The sequence below is a fragment of the Allobosea sp. 10N428 genome, from assembly GCF_056394545.1.
In genome coordinates this window covers 171444-191049 of sequence record NZ_JBFTIC010000009.1, presented here as the reverse complement: position 1 = coordinate 191049, position 19606 = coordinate 171444, and the positions used below count along the sequence as shown (strand labels likewise).

The 19606-nt window shown below is 64.6% G+C and carries 17 protein-coding genes; 5 read left to right on the top strand and 12 right to left on the bottom strand.

What is annotated here, in order from left to right; genetic code table 11:
• Nucleotides 1-17 precede the first annotated feature (17 nt).
• The 10 genes from AC1DDA_RS23165 to AC1DDA_RS23120 form a co-directional block, all read right to left on the bottom strand.
• Nucleotides 18-1751 carry a coiled-coil domain-containing protein gene (locus tag AC1DDA_RS23165; protein WP_476797553.1) on the bottom strand — a complete coding sequence of 578 codons (1734 nt, stop codon included), beginning with the start codon at nt 1749-1751 and terminating at the stop codon, nt 18-20.
• Nucleotides 1752-1758: 7 nt separating this feature from the next.
• Nucleotides 1759-2868: a protein-glutamate methylesterase/protein-glutamine glutaminase gene (locus AC1DDA_RS23160; protein ID WP_476797552.1), complete on the bottom strand. Its 1110-nt coding sequence runs from the start codon at nt 2866-2868 to the stop codon at nt 1759-1761.
• A complete protein-coding gene (locus AC1DDA_RS23155; protein WP_476797551.1) occupies nt 2865-3764 on the bottom strand; it encodes a CheR family methyltransferase in 900 nt (299 codons plus the stop codon). The genes AC1DDA_RS23160 and AC1DDA_RS23155 overlap by 4 nt, the downstream gene beginning before the upstream one ends.
• Nucleotides 3764-4240 carry a chemotaxis protein CheW gene (locus AC1DDA_RS23150; RefSeq protein ID WP_476797550.1) on the bottom strand — a complete coding sequence of 159 codons (477 nt, stop codon included), beginning with the start codon at nt 4238-4240 and terminating at the stop codon, nt 3764-3766. The genes AC1DDA_RS23155 and AC1DDA_RS23150 overlap by 1 nt, the downstream gene beginning before the upstream one ends.
• 81 nt (nt 4241-4321) lie before the next feature.
• Nucleotides 4322-6400 carry a HAMP domain-containing methyl-accepting chemotaxis protein gene (locus tag AC1DDA_RS23145; protein ID WP_476797549.1) on the bottom strand — a complete coding sequence of 693 codons (2079 nt, stop codon included), beginning with the start codon at nt 6398-6400 and terminating at the stop codon, nt 4322-4324.
• A gap of 27 nt (nt 6401-6427) precedes the next feature.
• Nucleotides 6428-6850 (bottom strand): chemotaxis protein CheW, encoded by a 423-nt coding sequence (locus AC1DDA_RS23140; RefSeq protein ID WP_476797562.1) that lies wholly within the window; start codon nt 6848-6850, stop codon nt 6428-6430.
• A 65-nt stretch (nt 6851-6915) separates the two neighbouring features.
• Nucleotides 6916-8937, bottom strand: coding sequence for a chemotaxis protein CheA (locus tag AC1DDA_RS23135; protein ID WP_476797548.1), 2022 nt, complete (start codon nt 8935-8937; stop codon nt 6916-6918).
• Nucleotides 8937-9299, bottom strand: coding sequence for a response regulator (locus tag AC1DDA_RS23130; protein WP_476797547.1), 363 nt, complete (start codon nt 9297-9299; stop codon nt 8937-8939). Before AC1DDA_RS23130 ends, AC1DDA_RS23135 begins: the two co-directional genes overlap by 1 nt.
• 31 nt (nt 9300-9330) lie before the next feature.
• Nucleotides 9331-9621, bottom strand: coding sequence for an STAS domain-containing protein (locus AC1DDA_RS23125; RefSeq protein ID WP_476797546.1), 291 nt, complete (start codon nt 9619-9621; stop codon nt 9331-9333).
• A 236-nt stretch (nt 9622-9857) separates the two neighbouring features.
• Entirely contained in the window at nt 9858-10835 is a 978-nt protein-coding gene (locus tag AC1DDA_RS23120) for an AraC family transcriptional regulator (RefSeq protein WP_476797545.1), read from the bottom strand.
• A 574-nt stretch (nt 10836-11409) separates the two neighbouring features.
• On the opposite strand from AC1DDA_RS23120, the gene asnB reads away from it, so the two are divergent.
• The 5 genes from asnB to AC1DDA_RS23095 all read left to right on the top strand — a co-directional run bounded on the left by asnB (nt 11410) and on the right by AC1DDA_RS23095 (nt 17480).
• Nucleotides 11410-13347, top strand: a complete 1938-nt coding sequence (asnB, locus tag AC1DDA_RS23115) for an asparagine synthase (glutamine-hydrolyzing) (RefSeq protein WP_476797544.1) — start codon at nt 11410-11412, stop codon at nt 13345-13347.
• 23 nt (nt 13348-13370) lie between these two features.
• Nucleotides 13371-13637 (top strand): acyl carrier protein, encoded by a 267-nt coding sequence (locus AC1DDA_RS23110; RefSeq protein WP_441513897.1) that lies wholly within the window; start codon nt 13371-13373, stop codon nt 13635-13637.
• A gap of 12 nt (nt 13638-13649) precedes the next feature.
• A complete protein-coding gene (locus AC1DDA_RS23105; RefSeq protein WP_476797543.1) occupies nt 13650-15194 on the top strand; it encodes a class I adenylate-forming enzyme family protein in 1545 nt (514 codons plus the stop codon).
• Complete coding sequence (gene nadE / locus AC1DDA_RS23100) at nt 15191-16198, top strand: NAD(+) synthase (protein WP_476797542.1); 1008 nt, start codon at nt 15191-15193, stop codon at nt 16196-16198. The genes AC1DDA_RS23105 and nadE overlap by 4 nt, the downstream gene beginning before the upstream one ends.
• 361 nt (nt 16199-16559) lie before the next feature.
• Nucleotides 16560-17480, top strand: a complete 921-nt coding sequence (locus AC1DDA_RS23095) for a hypothetical protein (protein ID WP_476797541.1) — start codon at nt 16560-16562, stop codon at nt 17478-17480.
• 95 nt (nt 17481-17575) lie between these two features.
• On the opposite strand, the gene AC1DDA_RS23090 is transcribed toward AC1DDA_RS23095, so the two are convergent.
• Nucleotides 17576-18688: a hypothetical protein gene (locus AC1DDA_RS23090; protein ID WP_476797540.1), complete on the bottom strand. Its 1113-nt coding sequence runs from the start codon at nt 18686-18688 to the stop codon at nt 17576-17578.
• Between the two features lie 2 nt (nt 18689-18690).
• Nucleotides 18691-19353, bottom strand: coding sequence for a N5-glutamine methyltransferase family protein (locus AC1DDA_RS23085; protein WP_476797561.1), 663 nt, complete (start codon nt 19351-19353; stop codon nt 18691-18693).
• Nucleotides 19354-19606 lie beyond the last annotated feature (253 nt).

Below are 19606 nucleotides of genomic sequence, written 5' to 3'. Positions count from 1 at the left end.
CCGTCGCTCGCCGGGCATCAAAACAGCAGGGCATCGACGTCATCGAGGGCAGGCTCTGCCGTCGTTGCTTGCGCCGCAAGGTCCCAGACGGGCTCGATCACGCCTAGGTGGATCGTCCGTTCGATCGCCATCGTGTAATGCGGCCATATGGCGCCGGTCAGCCAGCTCCGGACGCGTTCGTTCATGTCCGGGGGAACGGCATGGTCGTCGGAGGCCATTGCCGCAAGCGCATATGCGGCCCCTCCGATGGTCTCTCCCGTTGCTGCGGCGCCGGAGAAGCCGAGCCGGGCCTGATCGAAGGCCTTGCCGAAGGTCGCACCCTCGCGCATCAGGCGGCTGAGCTCCAAGGCCAGTTCAGAGGCCGTCTCCTGCACGACGATGAGCGCGGTGCTCATCTCGCGATCGAGTGTGCCGAAATGCGCTGCATCGAGCCGATCCTGGCGCTTCAGTTCGCCCGCAGCCCGCTGCATCTGTTCGAAGATCGGCGGCAGGCGCCGGGAGACGCTGGCCACGAGGTCGGCCGCCAGTTTCAGCTCTTGCGCGATGATGACCAGACTGCGGCCGTTGCTGCCGACACGCGCGGCCCGCAGGCTGGCGTTCGTGCCGATGAGAACGATATTCGAGACCGTGGCGGCAAGCGCGTCGACCGTCTGTTGGGAGGTGTCGAGCAGCGCGGTCAACGCATGCGCAACCTGGTCGGCACCGGCACGGGCGCTGTTGCACTTGCCCAGAAGCACTGAAGCATGGGCGAGATCGGCTCCGAACTGCGCCATGAAGGAGCCGGTATCCGCGCCGCCCGCCCCGTGGAGCGAACGGACGAGGTCGACCAGGTCGACGGTATCGTCTCGCAGCTGCAGCAGGCTCTGTTCGATCGCCGCGGCGTCCTCGCCGAGAGTCGCGGCGCTCGCCTCGAGCTGTGCCGCCTCGATCCTGAGCAGCAGGTCTCGGGCATGCGGAAGGGCCTCCGCCGGCAGTCCCTGAGCAGGACCGCCCTCCTCCAATGTCTCCACCATGCGTAGTCCCACGGTCGCATGCTCAAGCCGTTGGCGGATGCTATCGCCGGATTGCAAGGCGACGATGGCCATCCCCGCCGCCATCGCGATCTTGCCGGAGCGCGCCGCCGCTTCGCTGGCGAGCGTCATGCCGCTGTGCTGCCGAGCCTCGACCTCGGCCAGCGTGACCGAGAGCTTGTCGGCGAGCGACGAGAGCGCGGCGCCATATTGCGTCTCGAATTCGCGTTGCGAAGCCAGCGCTGCGGCCAGGAGCTTGCTCATGCGGGCGTGATCGCGCGCGCAGGCCTCGATCGTACGCTGGGCCTGGGTCGTCAGCTCGAAGATCTCGTTGGCGAAGTCGCCGAAATCGCTCCTCACGCCCTGAAACGAGATCGACTCGATGCGGGCGTAATGGGCGATGATCGTGATCAGCCGGATATGCTCGACGAGCTTCTCCCAGGTCTGGCCGGCGGCTGCGCTATGCGCTGCGATGTCCAGCAAGGAGCGGGTTTCCGCGGCCAGCGTCTGCCGCAGCGGGCGCAGATCGTCCGCGAGCCGTGCCAGAGCGCCGCGCGCCCCGATGATCCTGTCGCCGGAGAGCCGGCCGGAAAGGGCGGTCAGCCGTTCCTTCAAGGTGTCGAAGAGGTTCAGCCCCCTGCCGAGATCGCGGCCGGCGACCGCAAAGGTCGCATCGACCGAGCGGGCGTGATCCTCCAATGACGTGATTAGCTGCGTCAGAGGTTTTGCTGGAGCGTTCATCGCGCCCTCACGCATGCCTCGATGCGGGAGCGGCGGCGCGCGCCGCCAGCGGCCAGGCCATGATTTCCTGTGCGATGAGCTGCAGGCGCACGACGCGTTCGGCCGCGCCGAATTCGATCGCCTCCTTCGGCATGCCGAAAACGACCGAGCTTTCCTCGTCCTGGGCTAGCGTCCGCGCGCCGGCTTTGCGCATTTCCAGGAGGCCGCGAGCGCCGTCGTCGCCCATGCCGGTCATGACGATGCCCAGCGCGTTGCTGCCGGCGTATTGCGCTGCCGACCGGAACAGCACGTCGACGGAAGGGCGGTGCCGCGAAACCGGGGGGCCGTCCTTGATCGCGACACGGTAGTGCTGGCCGACGCGCTGCAGCAGCATATGGCGATTGCCGGGGGCGATCAGCACGCGGCCGGTCTTCATCTCGTCACCATCCTCGGCTTCCTTGATCTCCATGGCGCAGATGCCGTCGAGCCGGCGCGCGAAGGCGGCGGTGAACTTCTCCGGCATGTGCTGGACGATGGCGATGCCGGGGCAGTGGGCCGGGAGCGCCTCCAGCACTTCGCGCAACGTCTCGGTGCCGCCGGTGGAGATGCCGATGCAGGCGATGCGATCCGTGCGCGCGTGGAAGCGGCCGGAAAGCGGCGGCGGCATGATGACGTCGGCCGTAAGTTTCGCTTCGATCAACATGGCGGGACGCTCGGCCCGAGGCCGCGGCTTGGCCTGCGCGGCGGCATGGACCGCATGGCGCAGCCGGTCGGCGGTCTCCAGCAGCGCGTTGCGCGTATCGATCCGCGGCTTGGCCAGCACCTCGACGGCCCCGCTTTCCAGCGCCTCGAACAGGGTGGGCGAGCCGGTTCCGGTCAGGGTCGAGCAGATGATCACGGGGATCGGCCGCTGCGCCATGATCTTGCGCAGGAAGGTCAGGCCGTCCATCCCCGGCATCTCGATGTCGAGGATCAGCACGTCCGGTACTTCGTTCTGCATGCGCCGCGTCGCCGCGTAGACGTCGGCAGCCGTGCCCATCACCTCGATGCCGGGCGATTGCGACAGGATCGAGCTCAGCACCTGCCGCACCGAGGCGGAATCGTCGACGATGAGCACGCGTATGGGCTTGCGCGTCATGCTGCGCTCCTCCCGAGGGCGGCCGGCTTTGCCTGGTAGACCGTTGGCGCGACCGAATGCAGGCCCGGCACCCCGGCTCCCGCCATGGATTCGGAATGCCCCAGCAGGATGTAGCCTCCGGGGCGCAGATGGGACATCAGCCGGGACAGCACCGCGGCCTGGGTCTGCCGGTCGAAATAGATCAGTACGTTGCGGCAGAAGATGACGTCGATGTCGCGGTCGTAAGGGTAGGTTTCGTCCATCAGGTTCAGATGCTCGAAACGTGCCCTGCGGCGCAGCTCCGGAGTGATCCGCACCGTGTCCTGCGCGGGGTTGCGGGACCGCATGAGATAGCGCTGTTGCAGCGCGGCCGGGATCGGCGAGACGAAGGATGCCGGATAGACCGCGTCGCGCGCGGCGGCGAGAACCTGCGTCGAGATATCGGTGCCGAGGATGGAGAAGTTCAGTTCGCCTGAGCTTCCGCGCGTGGCGTTCGCGAGGTCCTGCAGAACCATCGCGATGGTATAGGCCTCGGCGCCGATCGAGCAGGCAGCGCTCCAGATCTTGAGCCTGGTCGGGCGCGCCCCGTGCAGGCGGCGGAGCGCAGGCACTGCCGTGTCGCACAGGAACGTGAAATGACTCGGCTCACGGAAGAAGTCGGTCTTGTTCGTGCTGACGCAGTCGATCAGGTGCACATATTCCTTGTCCAGGCCGCCGCGTTCGAAGAGCAGGCTGCCATAGTCCGCCAGGTTGCTCAGGCCGAGCGCACGGACCCGCTTGCGCAAGCGGCCTTCGACCATCGTGCGCTTGGTGCGCGGCAGCTTGATGCCGGCATTGCGCTCGACGAGGCTCGCGATGGCATTGAAATGCCGCTCTTTGAGTTGATCGCTCATGGGCTCTGTCGTCGCCGGGGCCATCACGCGGCTTCGCTCGCATCGATGTGAGAGGGAACCCCCGCGCCTGCCATGAGCCGCGCGAGGTCGAGGACGATGACGAAGGCTTCGCCCTTGCGCCCGAGGCCGGCGATATAGTTCGACTGCCAACGGCCTCCGACGTCGAGCGGCGCGTCGGTCTGCGCCGAATCGAGGCTCGTCACCTCGAAGACACGGTCGGCAACGAAACCGACGCCAAGAGTCCGGCCTTCCAGCGGCACGTCCAGAATGATGATCCGCGTCGCCTCCGTCGGCGCGACGCGCGGAATGCCGAGCTTCGTACGCAGATCGACGATCGGGAAGCCGGCGCCTCGCACGTCGATCATGCCGAGAAGGAAGTCGGGGGCATGCGGGAGCTTCGAGATCGGCCGCATGTCGAGGATCTCTCGCACATGCGCGATATCGATGCCGAAGGACTCGCCGTCGATCCCGAGCGTCAGATATTGTGCGTTTTGGGTCAAAGCCGTCTCCGCCAAGGGAAATCGTCGTGCGCCGGATGCCGGCGGGATGGGCGCTCCGCTGGAGCGAAGCGCCCGCGCGCTTCAGGAGGCGCGGCGGAATTCGGCGTCCCGCGCATCATGGGCGTCGTCGAGATCGAAGGAGAACCCTCCCGAGGCCGCCTTGGTCTGTGGTTTGGCCGCGGTCGGCTTGCTGGCCACGGGCCTGGCTGCCTTCGGGGCGGAGGCGGTCTTCATCCTGGCCGCCTGCGCCTTGAGCTGCTCCACCGCACGGTCGACGCCCGGGCCGGCCGCATCGATCTTGAAGAAGGCGATGGCGGTCTGAAGCTGCTCGGCCTGGGCCGCTAGCTCTTCGGACGTCGCGGAGACCTCCTCCGAAGCCGCGGCATTCTGCTGCGTCACCTTGTCGAGCTGCTGGATGGCCTGATTGATCTGCGCGGAGCCGACATCCTGCTCGCGGCAGGCGGCGGTGATCTCCTCGACCAGCTCGGCGGTCTTCTTGATGTCGGGAACGAGCTTGGCGAGCATGGAGCCGGCCTCCTGCGCGACCTTGACCGTATCGGTCGAGAGCGTGCCGATGTCGGCGGCCGCCGCCTGGCTGCGCTCGGCGAGCTTGCGGACCTCGGAGGCGACGACGGCGAAACCCTTGCCGTGCTCGCCTGCCCGGGCCGCCTCGACGGCCGCATTGAGAGCGAGCAGGTCGGTCTGGCGCGCGATCTCCTGGATGATGGTGATCTTGGAGGCGATGGTCTGCATGGCGTCCACGGCCTTTCCGACCGCGGTGCCCGAAGCCTCCGCATCCTTGGCCGACTGGGCCGCGATCTGCTCGGTCTGGCTGGCATTCTCGGCGTTCTGCTTCACATTCGCCGCCATCTCCTCCATCGAGGCCGAGGCCTCCTCCGTGGAGGAGGCCTGCTCCGTCGAACCCTGCGAAAGCTGCTCGGCGCTCGCCGACAGCTCCTGCGAGCCGGCGGAGACGTTTTCGGCGGCACGCAAAGCATCGGACACGACCTCGCGCAGCCGCTCGACGGTGCCGTTCAAGGCGGTCAGCAGGTCGCCGACCTCGTCATCGCTCCGGACGGTCATGGTGCGTGTCAGGTCGCCGGCCGCCACGGCATTGGCGAGGCCGACGGCACCGGCCAGACCACGGCTGATGCCGAGAGCGATCCAGACCGCGACGGCGACGGAGATCAAGGCCGAGATCGCGACGATCGACGTCAGCAGCATCTTGGCGAAGCTCGCCACCTCGGCCGCGTCGGCGCTGATCTCGCTCATCCGCCTTTCGGCGAAGGCGGCGTATTGATCCATGGCGGCGATCGTGGCGTTCAGCGCGTTGCGCCCGTCTCCCTTGCTGAGCTGGGTCGCCTTGATATTCCCGCCTTCGCGCGCGACCTCGATGGCGCCCCTCATGGCCGTCTGCAACTGCTCGGACTGGACTTCGATAGGCCCGATCGAGAGACCCGCGTCCTTCAGCGCCGACAGGGCCGATGCGGTGGCCGGGCGCAGGATGTCCATCTGGGCGAGAGCGGCCGCGCTGCGGCTGGCAAGTTCGCCTTCGGCAGCCGCGGTGAAGATCTCATAGGTCATCCGGAGGGCGCGAGCGGTCTGATAGCGCATCATCAGAACCTGGCGCGCAGCTGCCTCGTATGCCGCGCCGCCCTGCTGAGCGAGATCGCGGCCGAGGCTGTCCAAGGCGGCATTCTGGGCGTTCAGAGCGGGAAGGCCGCGCGCGGTCCACAGTGCCTCGGCCTTGTTGCCGGAATTGAGCTTGGCCTGCCGGATGGTCTCGTCCTGAATGGCGTCGAGCGCCTTTCGATTTCCGATGACCTTGTCGAGCAGAAGCTTGCCCTGATCGCTCGCCCTCTGCTCGATCTCGGTGAGGATCTTGCCGGCTTTCTCCCGCCGCTGGAGCACATCTGCAGCGAAAGCCTCGATGTCGCGGCCCTCGGACGCCAGGATCACGTTCTTCTCGGAGCGGACCTGGCCTTCGAATTCCGCCTGCAGGTCGCCGAGGAGGCTCACCTGCTTGGCCTGCCGCAAGATGCGCTGCTGGGCCGCCTCCATCTCCGCCAGGCGGTTATAGGCAATTCCCCCCGCGGCGACCGAAAGGGCGATGATGACGCCGAATGACGTCGCAAGCTTCGCTTTGATAGTAAATCGCATGGGTAGCCCCCGTTTTCGCCAATTTTATTAGATCAATATGGTCGACATACTCGGAACGATGATGAATTCGTCGTTCCATTTGGTAATGAATTGGATGTATTCGGGTCGCCAGCTCATGCCGATTCGTGGCGTCGTCTGAATATCATCTCGCGAGATCTCGGTGACCTCGTAGACCTTGTCGGCGATGATGCCGAGCGTCACGGGGTCGTTGTCGATCTCGACCTCGATCACCACGATGCGGGTGTCGGGCGCGGCTTCGACCTGCGGCATCCCGAAGCGCTCGCGCAAATCGGCGAGCGGGATGATGTTGCCGCGGACATTGATCAGTCCGGGCAGATGCGGACGGGCTCCGGCGACGCGCGTCAGCGGCACGGGATCGATGATCTCCCGGACCATCTCGGTTTCGATCGCAAAGATCTCCGGGCCGAGGCCGATCATCAGGGCCTTCATGGCACCTCGCGAAGCAGGGTTCGGAGAGAGGCTGCCCTGCTTGAGGGGCGGTTGCGTCCGCGTCATCACGCCGCCTCCGTCATCTTGTCGATTTCGGCCTGCATCTGCCCGAGCCCTACCAGCTGGGCCACGTCGAGGATCAGCGCCGCCGAACCGTCACCGAGAATGGTGGCGCCCGAGAACATCGTGACGTCGGCATGCAGCTTCGATAGCGACTTGATCACCGTCTGGTGGCTGCCGATGATCTGGTCGGCCACGAGGCCGACCCTGACCTCGCCGGTCGAGATGATGATGACCTTGGGATGTGGGTCGGGGTCGCCTTCCGCGCTAAACTGCTCGCGCAGCCGCAGGAAGGGGACGAGCTCTCCGCGCACGCTGAGGAAGCTGCGGCCCCTAGAGCGGTTCTCGTCGGCCGCGGTCAGCTCGATGCATTCTTCGACCGCCGAGAGCGGGATGATGTAGCGGCCGCCGCCGACCCGGATCAGCAGTCCGTCGATTATCGCCAATGTCAGGGGCAGGCGCAGCGTCACGGATGAGCCTCGGCCGGGAAGGGTGGCCAGATCGATCGAGCCGCGCATGCCCTCGATGGTGCGCTTCACCACGTCCATCCCCACGCCACGGCCGGACAGTGCGGAGACGGTCCGCGCGGTCGAGAATCCCGGGTGAAAGAGGAACTGATGGACCTCGTGGTCGGAGACGCCAGCTCCGGCCTGAAGCAGGCCCTGCTCCTCGGCCTTGGCGCGAATACGGGCGGTGTCGAGGCCGCCGCCGTCATCCTGCACTGAGACCAGGACCTGGGCACCGACATAGCGTGCGGAGAGCTCGATGCGGCCGATAGCCGGCTTGCCGACAATGGCACGGCGCTCGGGGCTCTCGATGCCGTGGTCGATGGCGTTGCGGATCAGGTGGACCAGCGGGTCGGCGAGGCGCTCGATCATCGTCTTATCCATCTCGGTGTCCTTGCCGACCGTGACGAATTCGACCGGCTTGGCGAGATCGCGGGCGAGATCGTGGACGAGACGCCGGAAGCGCCCGAAGAGCGAGCCCATCGGCACCATGCGCACGCCCATGGTCGTGTCGCGAAGGCCGGAGGCGAGCCTCTCGATCTCCTCGGCGATCGCCTTGATGGCGAGGTCGTCGCTGGCATGGGCAAGCTGGGAGAGCCGAGCCTGGGCGATGACTAGCTCCCCGACACGATCCATGAGCTCGTCGAGCCGTTCGGCCTGGACGCGCACGGTCGAGCTCTTGTCGTCCGCCCGGCGATTGTATTCGGTCTTTTCGACGGGCCTGTCCGTGGTGGCGACCGACGGATTGGGCGCGGCCGATGCGGGTACTGTCTCGGCATCGGCATCGACCACGCCCCCGGACGGAGCCAGCGTTTCCTGCGAGGCGCCGGCGTCGAACGGCGTGATCGCGAGTGCCATTTCGTCGCGCACGAACATGAAGACGTCTTCGATCGCCTCGCGCGGGCACGAGGCTCTCAACGCGACTCGCCAGGCGATGAAGCAGCCCTCCGGGTCGAGCGCGGTGAGATCGGGCACATCGTCGAGACGGGCGGTGATCGTGCAGGGGCCGAGGTCGCGCAGTTCGTCCAGGAGGTTCAGCGGATTGGTACCGTTGCGCAGGATGTCCGGCCGGAACGCGATGTCGATCAGCCAACCCGGCGCCTGATCAGACGCGGTCGGCGCATGCGCCTCTGCCGGCGCTGCTTCGAGCCCCGAGACCAAGCGGTGGAGTGCCGCTACGGTAGCCTCCCCGATAATCTCGTCTGTGGAGTCGGGATCTTCGATGAGGATCCGGATGTAATCCTTGGCCGAGAGCGCGACGGTAACGATGTCATGGTTCGCCTCGATCCGACCCTTGCGGATCAGGTCGAAGGCGGTTTCGAAATCGTGGGTGAAGGCGGCGACGCGGTCGAAGCCGAACATGGCGCCGGAGCCCTTGATGGTATGCAGGGCCCTGAAGGCTGCATCGACCAGATGGCCTTCTCCGGGCCGCTGACCGAGGTCGAGCAGGACCGTCTCAAGCGTCTCGAGCAGTTCGGCGGCTTCCTGCCGAAAGGTCTCTGCCGGATCGAGGTCCAGCATCAGCGCACCAGCTTGGCGACAACCGCCAGCAATTGTTCCGGCTTGAAGGGCTTGGTGATCCAGCCCGTCGCGCCGGCGGCCTTGGCCTGCTGCTTCACCGCGTCATTGGATTCGGTCGTCAGGAAAACGATCGGCACGCCGGTGAGCCCAGGCAGTGCCCGCATGCCGCGGATCATGTCCAGCCCGTTCATCACCGGCATGTTGAGATCGGTGATCACGAGGTCGAAGCGCTGCGCCTTCGCCCTGGCCAGCCCATCGGCGCCATCGCCGGCCTCGGCCACCTCGTAGCCGGCTCCGCCAAGGACGAGCTTGATCATCTGTCGAATGCTGGGAGAATCGTCCACCGTCAGAACGCTGGCCATAATCGTCACTTTCCGGAAAGAAGGCGGGTGTTTACGCCAGCGAGACGCTGGCGCGGGCGAAGGCCGAACGAACGGCGGCCGAAGCCCCCTCGATCGTCAGCGGCAGCCTGCGCGCGGCGAAGCTGCGGCGGGCGCTGATGATGAGTTGCACGAGGGCAATGTCGGCGGCCTCGATATTCGCGCAGTCGATCTCGGCGGGTTGGCCTGCGGCAAGCAGGTCGCGCATCCTTTCCGCGACGGCGCCGATGCCCCTGATCGAACAATCGGTCGGCAAGCTGAGTCGAACCGGTGTGGCGATCCGTTCCGGTGTCGTCCGCGGCATCCTTGGCGGCCTCCAAATGAAAGCATCATCTGGGGGCGCATTTCTTACGAGCTAGATTGATGACATATTAAGAGTGCCGCGACGAATATTATCCAATTCTTTACGATTATTCGCGCGGCGAGTCGGGCATGCGCTCCCGGAGTCACTGCGGGGTCGTCGCGTAACCCCGCGTTTACCATGTGCGAAACTTGTGCGTCGGCGTCGCCGGAACCGCTCCGTCTCGGCTGGGCCGGCATTCAACGTGCGCGGCGGGTCTCGGACGGCAGCTCGCCGAAAAGCCTGCGGTACTGCGCGGCGAAATGACCGCGGTTGGCAAAGCCCCATTTACGCGCGATCTCCTCGACCGAGTGCTCCGAATGCGGATCCTCGATCTCGCGGCGCGCGCCGTGGAGCCTGGCGGCTTTGATGTATTCCTGCGGCGACGTCTGCAGGACCTTTCTGAAACTCTGCTGCAGCGTTCGAAGGCCGATCCCCGCCGCGCGAGCTACGTCCTGGACCGCAATATCCTCGTAAGCATGGGCGAGAATGTAGTCGACGGCTCGCCTGACGTGCAGGGGAGCATGTTGCGTGCTGCCGCGCGACATGCCCTGCGAGTAATTATGGGGGAGATTTTCCAGAACGAGCGCGACCCAGCTCGATTGGAGGAAATCGGCCGCGCATGGCGAGATCGCCTGGGTATCGTCCCCCGCCGATCCGACGACGGTCGCAGCGAGAATCGCGGCAAGCACGGACCCGGTTCCTGAACGGATATCGAAGCTGGTGGTGATCTGGAGCTGCTCTTCAAGCCGCCGGCCGGCCAGTCTTTCCAGGAGCGGAACGATGTCATCGATCCTGACCCTGAACATGCAGAATTCAGTTCCCGCCAAAAAGGTCACGCGGCGCGCCAGGGAGGTGTTCAGCGCAACTCCGTCGCCTCTGCGACAAGTCAGGAGCCCATCCTCGACCTCCAGTCTCACATCCCCCGACAGGACGAAGATGGCGGTGATGTTATCCGGGCAATCGGCGAAAGCTCCTTCGAGGCTCTGCGACACCCTCGACAACATGATTGTCGTGTTGGCGACCTTGATCGAGAGGAGTTTGTTGCTGCCTGATCCGCTCGTTTCTGCCTCGTGCCTAAAATTGTAACCCAATATACGTTCATAATATGAGATCAAATGCTCGACTTCAACGGAAGGGAGATTGATATTGATGAATGTATTACCGATGATATCCACGTATTTCTTCCGAATATAAAAATATCTATAAAATAAAATGTAGCTCTAATCTAAATCGATGGAAAATTTTGTCGAGGTGATATTAGGTATTATCGCTCACGAATTAGTATGAATTACGGGATGATCAAGTAACGCTGGAATCACAATCTCGGCATATGCGTGTATATGCACTGGTAAGCCTCCTCGCGATTGACCGATTTCCGGATGCGCCGAGGACGACGCTGCCGGGCCAGCTCCGTTTCCGTCGATGCGAATTTGATGCCGGGACCGACCGGCGGAACGGTCAACCCACCGCCGGTGAACCCGCGCGACGGGCATTTCGCGTCGACGTTTCCTGTCTTGCGCGCCGGCTTGCGAGGGCGAGATCGCCACGTCCGCGCGGGACCCATGTTTCTGCGCGTCCTTCCGCTTGCCTGACGAGCGCCTCTCGGCCGAGCCGTATTTGCGGGAAAAAAGCGTCCCGGACGCGACGTCAAATTTACCATTCCTGCGAATAGCCGCGGATCTTTAACGCCTGCCGGTGTGTTGCTGGCTATAGTCCGAGCCGCGCTGATAGACTCGGAATTATCTCGGCATGTGCGGTTTTGGCGGCTATTTCGGCCTTGTCCGGGATGGGAGGGCGCTCCTTGAAAGGATGACGGCCGCCATTGCGCATCGCGGCCCGGACGGGCAGGGCTTCTTCACCGCAAAAGCAGCCGGCCTCGGCCATGCGCGGCTGTCCATCGTCGGCCTCGGCGACGGCCAGCAGCCCATGTCCGATGCGACCGGGGAACTGACGATCGCCTTCAACGGCGAGATCTTCAATTATGTGGAACTGCGCGAGCAGTTGCGCGCCAAAGGTCGCCAATTCCGGACGAGCAGCGACACTGAAGTGATCCTGCATCTCTATGACGAGATGGGCGAGGATTGCGTCTCCATGCTCAATGGCGATTTCGCCTTTGCGCTCTGGGACGGTCGCCGCCGCCGCATGGTTCTGGCGCGCGACCGGATGGGGGTTCGGCCGCTCTTCTATACGAGGCAGGGCGAACGGCTCTACTTCGCCTCGGAGGTTAAGGCGCTGCTCCAGGTCCCGGGCGTCGTGGCCGAGCTCGATCCGGTCGCGCTCGACCAGATCTTCACGCTCTGGGCTCCGATCGCGCCGCGCACGGCCTTCCGCGACATCTACGAACTCGAACCTGCCAGCCTGATGATCGTGCAGGAGGGCGGCGTCTCGACGCGGCCCTATTGGAAACTGGACTATCCCGACCGAGAGACGCTGCCCCGGCACCGGGACGAGCGCGCCGCGGCCGAGGAACTGCGCGCCCTGCTGACGGAGGCGACGCGCATCCGCATGCGCGCCGATGTGCCGGTCGGCTCCTATCTCTCCGGCGGCCTCGATTCCTCCATCACATCGGCGCTGGCGGCGGGCATGGCGCCGGGCCGGCTGAAAACCTTCTCGGTCACCTTCGCCAGCGCCGAACATGACGAGAGCGCCTTTCAGCTCGAGATGGCGCGCGCGCTCGGCACCGATCACAGCTCCGTCGCTTGCGGCGAGGGCGATATCGCCGCCGTGTTTCCCGATGTGATCCGCTTCACCGAGCGCCCGATCCTCAGGACTGCCCCGGCCCCGCTCTACAAGCTTTCGCGCCTCGTGCGCGAGGCCGGCTTGAAAGTGGTGCTGACCGGCGAAGGTGCGGATGAAGTCTTTGCCGGCTACGATATTTTCAAGGAGGCCAGGGTTCGCCGCTTCTGCGCCAGGCAGCCCGGCTCCCGCATCCGGCCGCATCTGTTCCGCAAGCTCTACCCCTATCTGCCGGGGCTGAGGCAGCAATCGGCCGAATATCTGGCCTCGTTCTTCGGGGCTGGCGGCACGGGGCTTGACGACCCGCTGTTCTCCCATCGGGCGCGGCTCGACGGCACGGCAGCGACGAAACTGTTCTTCTCGGGTGACCTGCGGGCCACATTGTCGGGATATGATGCCGCCGAGGACCTCGCAGCGCGGCTGCCCGAGGCTTTCGCCCGCTGGCACCCCCTGCACCAGGCGCAATATCTGGAGGCCCGCTTCCTTCTGCCCGGCTATATCCTGTCGAGCCAGGGTGACCGCATGGCGATGGCCCATGGCATCGAGGGCCGCTTTCCCTTCCTCGACCATCGTCTGGTCGAGTTTGCCGCCGGGCTTCCTCCCGAGATGAAGCTGAAGGGGCTCGTGGAGAAGCATATTCTCCGCGAGGCGACCAAGGATCTGCTGCCGCCCGCGATCGGCAGGCGACCCAAGCAGCCCTATCGCGCGCCGGACAGCCAATCCTTCGTGGAGGCGGGGGCGGGAGACTATGTCCGGACGGCGCTGAGCGAAGCCGAGATCGGTGCCGGCGGCCTCTTCAATCCAAAGGCGGTGGCAAAGCTGCACGAGAAATGCAGTCGCCACCCGGCCTCCGGCTTTCGCGACAATGCGGCCTTCGTCGGCATTCTGTCGACGCAACTGTGGCTGACGGCCTTCACCGGCACAGGCAGTTGCAGCGCCAAGGCCGCCTGACACCATCAAGAGAGGAAAACGATATGACAGATACGATCCGCGACACCGTGAAGGCCTTCGTCATCGAGAATTTTCTGTTCGGCGACACCACCCACGCCATCGCCGATACGGACTCGCTCATCGAGAACGGCATCATCGACTCGACCGGCGTTCTGGAACTCGTGGCCTTCATCGAAGACCGCTACGAGATCGCCGTCGCGGACGCCGATATCGTGCCGGCCAATCTCGATTCACTGGCGCGCATCACGGCCTTCATCGCATTGAAGACCGCGGCGCTCGCGGCGGCCTGACGGTTCTGGTTCATGCGGGTCGAGCAATTCCTCATCACAAACGCGGCGGCGCGTGTCGCGAAGACCGCGCTGGTCACCGAGCGGACGCGGTTGCGCTATGACGAGTTGGACGACCTGTCGAATCGGCTCGCGGCTGCTCTCGCCGCGAGTGGCGTGCAGCGCGGCGACCGTGTTCTCGTCTTCATGGACAATTGCTGGGAAGCCGTCGTCTCGATCTTCGCGGTTCTCAAGGCGGGCGCGACCTTCAGCCCGATCAACGCCTCCACCAAGGCCGACAAGCTCGCTTACGTCATCGGCGATTGCGAGGCTGCGGCGATCCTGACCCAGGCGAAGCTGATGCCCATCGTGGCGCAGGCGCGCGCGCTGTCGGACCGGCCGCTCTTCGTCGCGTCGACGCAAGGACCATCGGGCTTTGTGCCGGATGGCGCCGCCTCCTTCGAGGGTTGTCTCGAAGTCGCGCCTGAGCCAGTGAACCATGGCGGGATCGACGTCGATCTCGCCATGCTGATCTACACCTCGGGTTCCACGGGCCGTCCCAAGGGCGTGATGATGACGCATCGCAATATCGATGCTGCCGCGGACTCGATCACCAGCTATCTGCGCAACACCCCCGACGACATCATCCTTAACGTGTTGCCGCTGGCTTTCGACTACGGCCTCTATCAGTTGCTGATGGCGATGCGGCTTGGTGCGACCCTCGTCCTCGAAAAGTCCTTCGCCTTTCCGCAGGCGATCTTCGAGCGCATCCGCGCCGAGCAGGTCACCGGCTTCCCACTCGTACCGACGATGGCCGCGCTGATCCTGCAGATGCGCGACGTCGAACCGGGTTTCCTGCCGAGCCTGCGCTATATCTCGAACACCGCCGCGGCCCTGCCGCCTCCGCACATCGCGCGCTTGCGCGAACTCTTCCCCGGCGTTCGGCTCTATTCCATGTATGGCCTGACGGAATGCAAGCGCTGCACTTATCTGCCACCGGAGGAGCTGGACCGCCGGCCGGGTTCCGTCGGCATCGCCATTCCCAACACGGAAGCGATCGTCGTCGACGATGAGGGCAACCGCGCGCCGCCCGGCGTCGCGGGCGAGCTGGTCATCCGCGGACCGCATGTCATGCAGGGCTATTGGCGCAACGAAGTCGCGACTGCGCAGATGCTGCGCCCCGGCCCGTTTCCCTGGGAAAAGCGCCTCCATACCGGCGACCTGTTCCGGACGGATGACGACGGCTTCCTTTATTTCGTCGGCCGCAAGGACGACATCATCAAGACGCGCGGCGAAAAGGTTGCTCCGAAGGAAGTCGAAGCGGTTCTCCATGCCCATCCCGGCATTGCCGAAGCCGTGGTGACCGGTGTGCCGGACCCGGTGCTTGGCCACGCCATCGCCGCCGTTGTTGTTCTCTCGGACGAGAGCTTGAGCGAACGGGACATCATTCGCCACTGCGCTGTTCATCTCGAGGATTTCATGGTGCCGAAGCTCATCGAATTCCGCCATGAGCTGCCGAAGACGGATACCGGAAAGGTCAGCCGAAGGCTGGCGGCCGAAACGCTGGGAGCGGCGGAATGAACATCTCTCCTGCGCCGAGTCGTCCCGCCTTCTCGGCTGACGTGCTGATGCTCGACAACACCGCGGAAACCGACCGCATCGTGACCGGACTGCGCGGGCAGCTCCGTGGCATGCGCAAGCGCGGCCTCGTGCTCGGTCTTTCCGGCGGCATCGATTCCAGCGTCTCGGTCGCGCTGGCCGTGCGCGCTGTCGGGGCGAAGAACGTCTTCTGCCTGTTCATGCCGGAAAGCGACTCCGATCCCGAGAGCCTGCGCCTCGGCCGGCTGGTCGCCGAGACCTTTGGCGTCGAGGCGGCAGTGGAGGATATCGGACCGACGCTGCTGGCAATGGGCTGCTATGAGCGGCGCGATGCCTTCATCCGCGAGCTGGTGCCGGGTTACGGGCCTGGCTGGGCCTCGAAGATCGTCATCGCCAATTCTCTCGCCGGCGACGGCTACAACATCTCCTCGCTAGTGGTTCAGGACCCCGAGGGCCGCCAGACGAAGCTGCGTATGCCGCCAGCGATCTATCTCGGCATCGTCGCAGCCACCAACATGAAGCAGCGCACGCGCAAGCAGATCGAGTATTATCACGCCGACCGGCTGAATTTCGCCGTGCTGGGTACGCCGAACCGGCTCGAATACGACCAGGGTTTCTTCGTGAAGAACGGCGACGGCGCCGCGGACGTGAAGCCGATCGCGCATCTTTACAAGAGCCAGGTCTATGCGCTCGCCACCCATCTCGGTATTCCCGAGGAGATCCGCCGGCGGCCGCCGACGACCGACACCTATTCCCTCGCGCAGACGCAGGAGGAGTTCTACTTCTCCCTGCCTTACGATCGCATGGATCTTTGCCTCTTCGGCCTCAACAATGGCATCTCGGCAGCAGAGGTCGGCGCCGCCGCGAAGCTGACCGCGGTCGAGGTCGAACGGGTCTGGGCCGATATCGCCGCCAAGCGCAGGGCGACGCGCTATCTGCACCTTGGCCCGCAGCTCGTCCGCCCCGTCACAGAAATCGACGGCTGAGATCGACGCTGTTGCGGGAGGCGGGCGGCAATCCGCATCATTGCGGAGGCGGCGATCCAAGGTGTCAGACCGGAAAGTCGGGACAGGTTTTCCGAATATTCCGATGTTCAGAGCATTTTTGGTTAAATTGACGCCGGGTCGCGCGAAGAAAATGCGACTAAACCGTGAGTTAGAGCATGACCGCGATTCAAGGAAAAGCGAACATGCCCTAGGGAACTGACGAGCACAAGCCGTGAGCGGTTCACGGAGCATCCAACTCAAGAGCTGGCAAAGGTGTGAGCGAGCCTTGTGACAGCTTGCTATTGAAGATGATCCCCGCACGGAATAGGCTGCTGATCTGTCGATAGCGGATGAGGTCGTCATGGCTCATTTCGTAAAGCCGCTGGGTGCCTCGGCAGAGGGCTATACGATCGATAGTCGCCTCGCGCCGCAATCGGTATCACAAATAGCAATTCCAGCTGGCGAACGCCGTTTTATCGGCTTGTGGGGTGGCGACAGGCTGTGGGCGCGATCGGCGAATGGAAAGATCGCCGCATATGACGATTTCAACGACGGCGTGATGGGCGATGTGCGCATCCTCAGCATTTTCGGCGCAGGCGTCGGCTCGTGCGATTTGGAAGTTGGCCAGGGCGTCGGCGTGTGGATCCGCTTGCGGATCGTAGTCGCACCGAGGGCCACGAAGCAGCAGGTATTTATCGTGCGGGACGTGCGCCTCGCCGGTTACAAGCCACTCGGCGACGTGTTGGAGGTCGATTCCAATACGCCATTCCGCTGGATCGTCGACAATATCAAAGATCGTGGCGACAGGTATGGCGGACGCTTGCGCGTCATCTTTATGGCGCACGGCCTGCCTGGTTATATTCAATGCGGGATGGGAAGGTTCAACCATCCACAGGCCGGTCCCGGTCTTACACGCACGGATCTCAACGAATTCGGCGAGATCGAAGGTAAAATCGAACAGATATCTATCTATTCTTGCCTGGTGGCCCGGATAAACACGTGCCCCGAATGTGAGGGAATGCAAGGATATGACGGTAACGAGTTTTGCTTCAAGCTGGCGCAGTATACACAAGCGCGGGTAAAAGCTTCAATTCATCTCCAATATTATCGCGACGGCACGCGCTGGTTCTTCAAGCGTCCCGACGGAAGCGGCATAACCTTTGGAACTTGGAACGGCACCGTGTTCACTTGGGGCCCGTCCGGAGCGATCATCTTTCGGGAACAGTTTCCATACGTCGATTACGCGAATGAGAGCCCAAGCGACCCGGAAGGCAACTACTAATCGTCATTCTGCTTGGCGGGATTCTCGCCTTCGGTCGTGCGGGCACATATCAGCGGCGTGCGCCCCCATTGCAAGCGCAGCGAAGCAATGACGGCTTACTCGAACGGCTCTCCGGCCAGGCGGTTCCAGTGTTCGCCGGCCAGCCCGTTGAAGAAGCCTTGCGAGCTCAGGAAAGCGTTCACCAGCTCCTCGTCGCGCGAATGCACGACCGTTGAGGCGGGCTGCGTGAAGGCAACCCGCCGACCCAGCATCGCGGCGAGCAGGGCAGGTTGCGTCCGGCCGCGCAGACCGGCCGCGCCGCGCTCAGCCGCATCGCCGATCAGGCAGTCTATGACGGCTCCAGCCTGTCCCGGCATGGCCAGAACCTGCAGGACGCGCGCGACCCGGCCGGGATGGGCATGGTAGAGAAAGGCGCCGGTCAGGGCCCCTGTGGCAGAGGAGACGGACGCGAAGACCACCTCGCCATAGTCCGGTTTCCGGGACGCCTCGGCGATGATGTGTGCAAGCTGCTCCTCGCTCCAATCGGGGCGGAGGGCGAACTGCCGCGTCAGCGGCTCTACGAGGGCCGCAAAGCCGGCCTGATCGATTTCGGTGACCTTGAGGCCCTTGCTCGTCCAAATCTGCGGGACACCGGTCCAGCGCAGCTCGTTCTCCTGCATCCGCCCGCGAACGTAGCGGTCGAGCCCGCGCGCGAGTGGGTCGAGCAAGCGGGCGGCGCCGATCCGTCGCGAGGCCATGTCGAGCATGAAGGCCGAGGGGCGGATCACCCGGAGCCAGTCCAGGCTGTATTGGGGCAGGGCGACACCGCGCAGTCTCGTCCACATCTGGGTCGAGAGGGCGTTCGCGGTCTCGCTGAAGGAGATGTCCTGCGGCCCGGCCAGGAATGTCCTGAGCAGCCTTGCGCCGGCCATCGGGTCGTTCGTCCGCTGCTCGGCCATCAGCGAACCGCAGATGGCCGCACGCAGCTTGCGGGGGCCATGGCTCATCGGCAGCACGTTCACGCCGACGAAGCCGGAGATGTCGCCTTCGCTCGCGACATGGACAAGGGATGCGATATCCGGGTCGCACACCGGCCCCTCAAGATACAGCCGGCGCAGATAGGTTTCGAGCGCCGGAGGCGGCGGTCTCCTGCCGTTCCGGAAGGTCCTTTGAAAGAGCCCGGCGACAGCCGGAATATCCGCGGCCTGCAGGGGACGAACCTGGCTCATGCTCAACCGGCCGAGGATGAGGTCGCGGAATCTGCGTTCCGCAGTTTGCGAGCGAGCGCGACGCGCGGCACGCCGTCCTCGTCGGTAGCGAAGGTCACGGGGTCATAGGTCTTGGTTCTGGCTATCAGCGCGGCGATCTGGCGGTCCTGCCCCTGCCCGAATTCGAATAGCAGCCAGCCATCCGGCTTGAGGAAATCGACCGCGTCGCGGATCAGCCGCTGATGGATCGAGATGCCGTAAGGCCCACCGTCGAAGGCCTCGCGCGGCTCGGCTTCGAGCAGATGGGCGCTCTCGCCTTCGAGGCGCGCGGTCGAGATATAGGGCGGGTTGCAGACGATGACGTCGGCAGCGCCGGCAAGCCCATCCTCCGACAACGCACCGAACAGATCTCCTTGCCTGATGGCGACACGGTCCTGAACGGCCAGACGTTCGGCATTGCTGCGGGCCAGCGCAACCGTGCTGTCGGTCATGTCCGCCGCCCAGACCCGGGCCGATGAAACCTCCGCCGCGATGGCCAAGGCAAGGTTGCCCGAGCCGCAGCACATGTCGATCACCGTGGAGCCCGGAGCGCGGTCGTGAAGGATCGCGATCGCGTTTCTTCCGAGCAGCTCGGTCTCCTGGCGCGGCACGAGAACGTCAGGAGCAAGTTCCAGCGTCACGCTCATGAAGCGATGCAGATGTGGGGCGAAACCGCCGGCAGGGGCATTTGCTCTGGGCGGCACGGCGGCTCCTCCGTCACTGGACGGGAATACATGCATGATGAACTATCGCGCTCCGGTAAACGGCCGCTGAAAAACCGCGACCGCTCGATTGACCGCTCGCGAAGGTTTCCCTCCGACGACCAAGCCAAAGGCTGGAAGAGGGCCTGCGCAAGCGGCGCAGGCCGCTGGCGCCGCCGCTTCTCACCGCGCTTCCAAA

What these genes read in the sequence shown, in the direction of transcription:
- AC1DDA_RS23165 (WP_476797553.1), bottom strand. Translation starts at nt 1,751, where the DNA reads ATGAACGCTCCAGCAAAACCTCTGACGCAGCTAATCACGTCATTGGAG.
- AC1DDA_RS23160 (WP_476797552.1), bottom strand. Translation starts at nt 2,868, where the DNA reads ATGACGCGCAAGCCCATACGCGTGCTCATCGTCGACGATTCCGCCTCG.
- AC1DDA_RS23155 (WP_476797551.1), bottom strand. Translation starts at nt 3,764, where the DNA reads ATGGCCCCGGCGACGACAGAGCCCATGAGCGATCAACTCAAAGAGCGG.
- AC1DDA_RS23145 (WP_476797549.1), bottom strand. Translation starts at nt 6,400, where the DNA reads ATGCGATTTACTATCAAAGCGAAGCTTGCGACGTCATTCGGCGTCATC.
- AC1DDA_RS23140 (WP_476797562.1), bottom strand. Translation starts at nt 6,850, where the DNA reads ATGAAGGCCCTGATGATCGGCCTCGGCCCGGAGATCTTTGCGATCGAA.
- AC1DDA_RS23135 (WP_476797548.1), bottom strand. Translation starts at nt 8,937, where the DNA reads ATGCTGGACCTCGATCCGGCAGAGACCTTTCGGCAGGAAGCCGCCGAA.
- AC1DDA_RS23130 (WP_476797547.1), bottom strand. Translation starts at nt 9,299, where the DNA reads ATGGCCAGCGTTCTGACGGTGGACGATTCTCCCAGCATTCGACAGATG.
- AC1DDA_RS23125 (WP_476797546.1), bottom strand. Translation starts at nt 9,621, where the DNA reads ATGCCGCGGACGACACCGGAACGGATCGCCACACCGGTTCGACTCAGC.
- asnB (WP_476797544.1), top strand. Translation starts at nt 11,410, where the DNA reads ATGTGCGGTTTTGGCGGCTATTTCGGCCTTGTCCGGGATGGGAGGGCG.
- AC1DDA_RS23110 (WP_441513897.1), top strand. Translation starts at nt 13,371, where the DNA reads ATGACAGATACGATCCGCGACACCGTGAAGGCCTTCGTCATCGAGAAT.
- AC1DDA_RS23105 (WP_476797543.1), top strand. Translation starts at nt 13,650, where the DNA reads ATGCGGGTCGAGCAATTCCTCATCACAAACGCGGCGGCGCGTGTCGCG.
- nadE (WP_476797542.1), top strand. Translation starts at nt 15,191, where the DNA reads ATGAACATCTCTCCTGCGCCGAGTCGTCCCGCCTTCTCGGCTGACGTG.
- AC1DDA_RS23095 (WP_476797541.1), top strand. Translation starts at nt 16,560, where the DNA reads ATGGCTCATTTCGTAAAGCCGCTGGGTGCCTCGGCAGAGGGCTATACG.
- AC1DDA_RS23090 (WP_476797540.1), bottom strand. Translation starts at nt 18,688, where the DNA reads ATGAGCCAGGTTCGTCCCCTGCAGGCCGCGGATATTCCGGCTGTCGCC.
- AC1DDA_RS23085 (WP_476797561.1), bottom strand. Translation starts at nt 19,353, where the DNA reads ATGAGCGTGACGCTGGAACTTGCTCCTGACGTTCTCGTGCCGCGCCAG.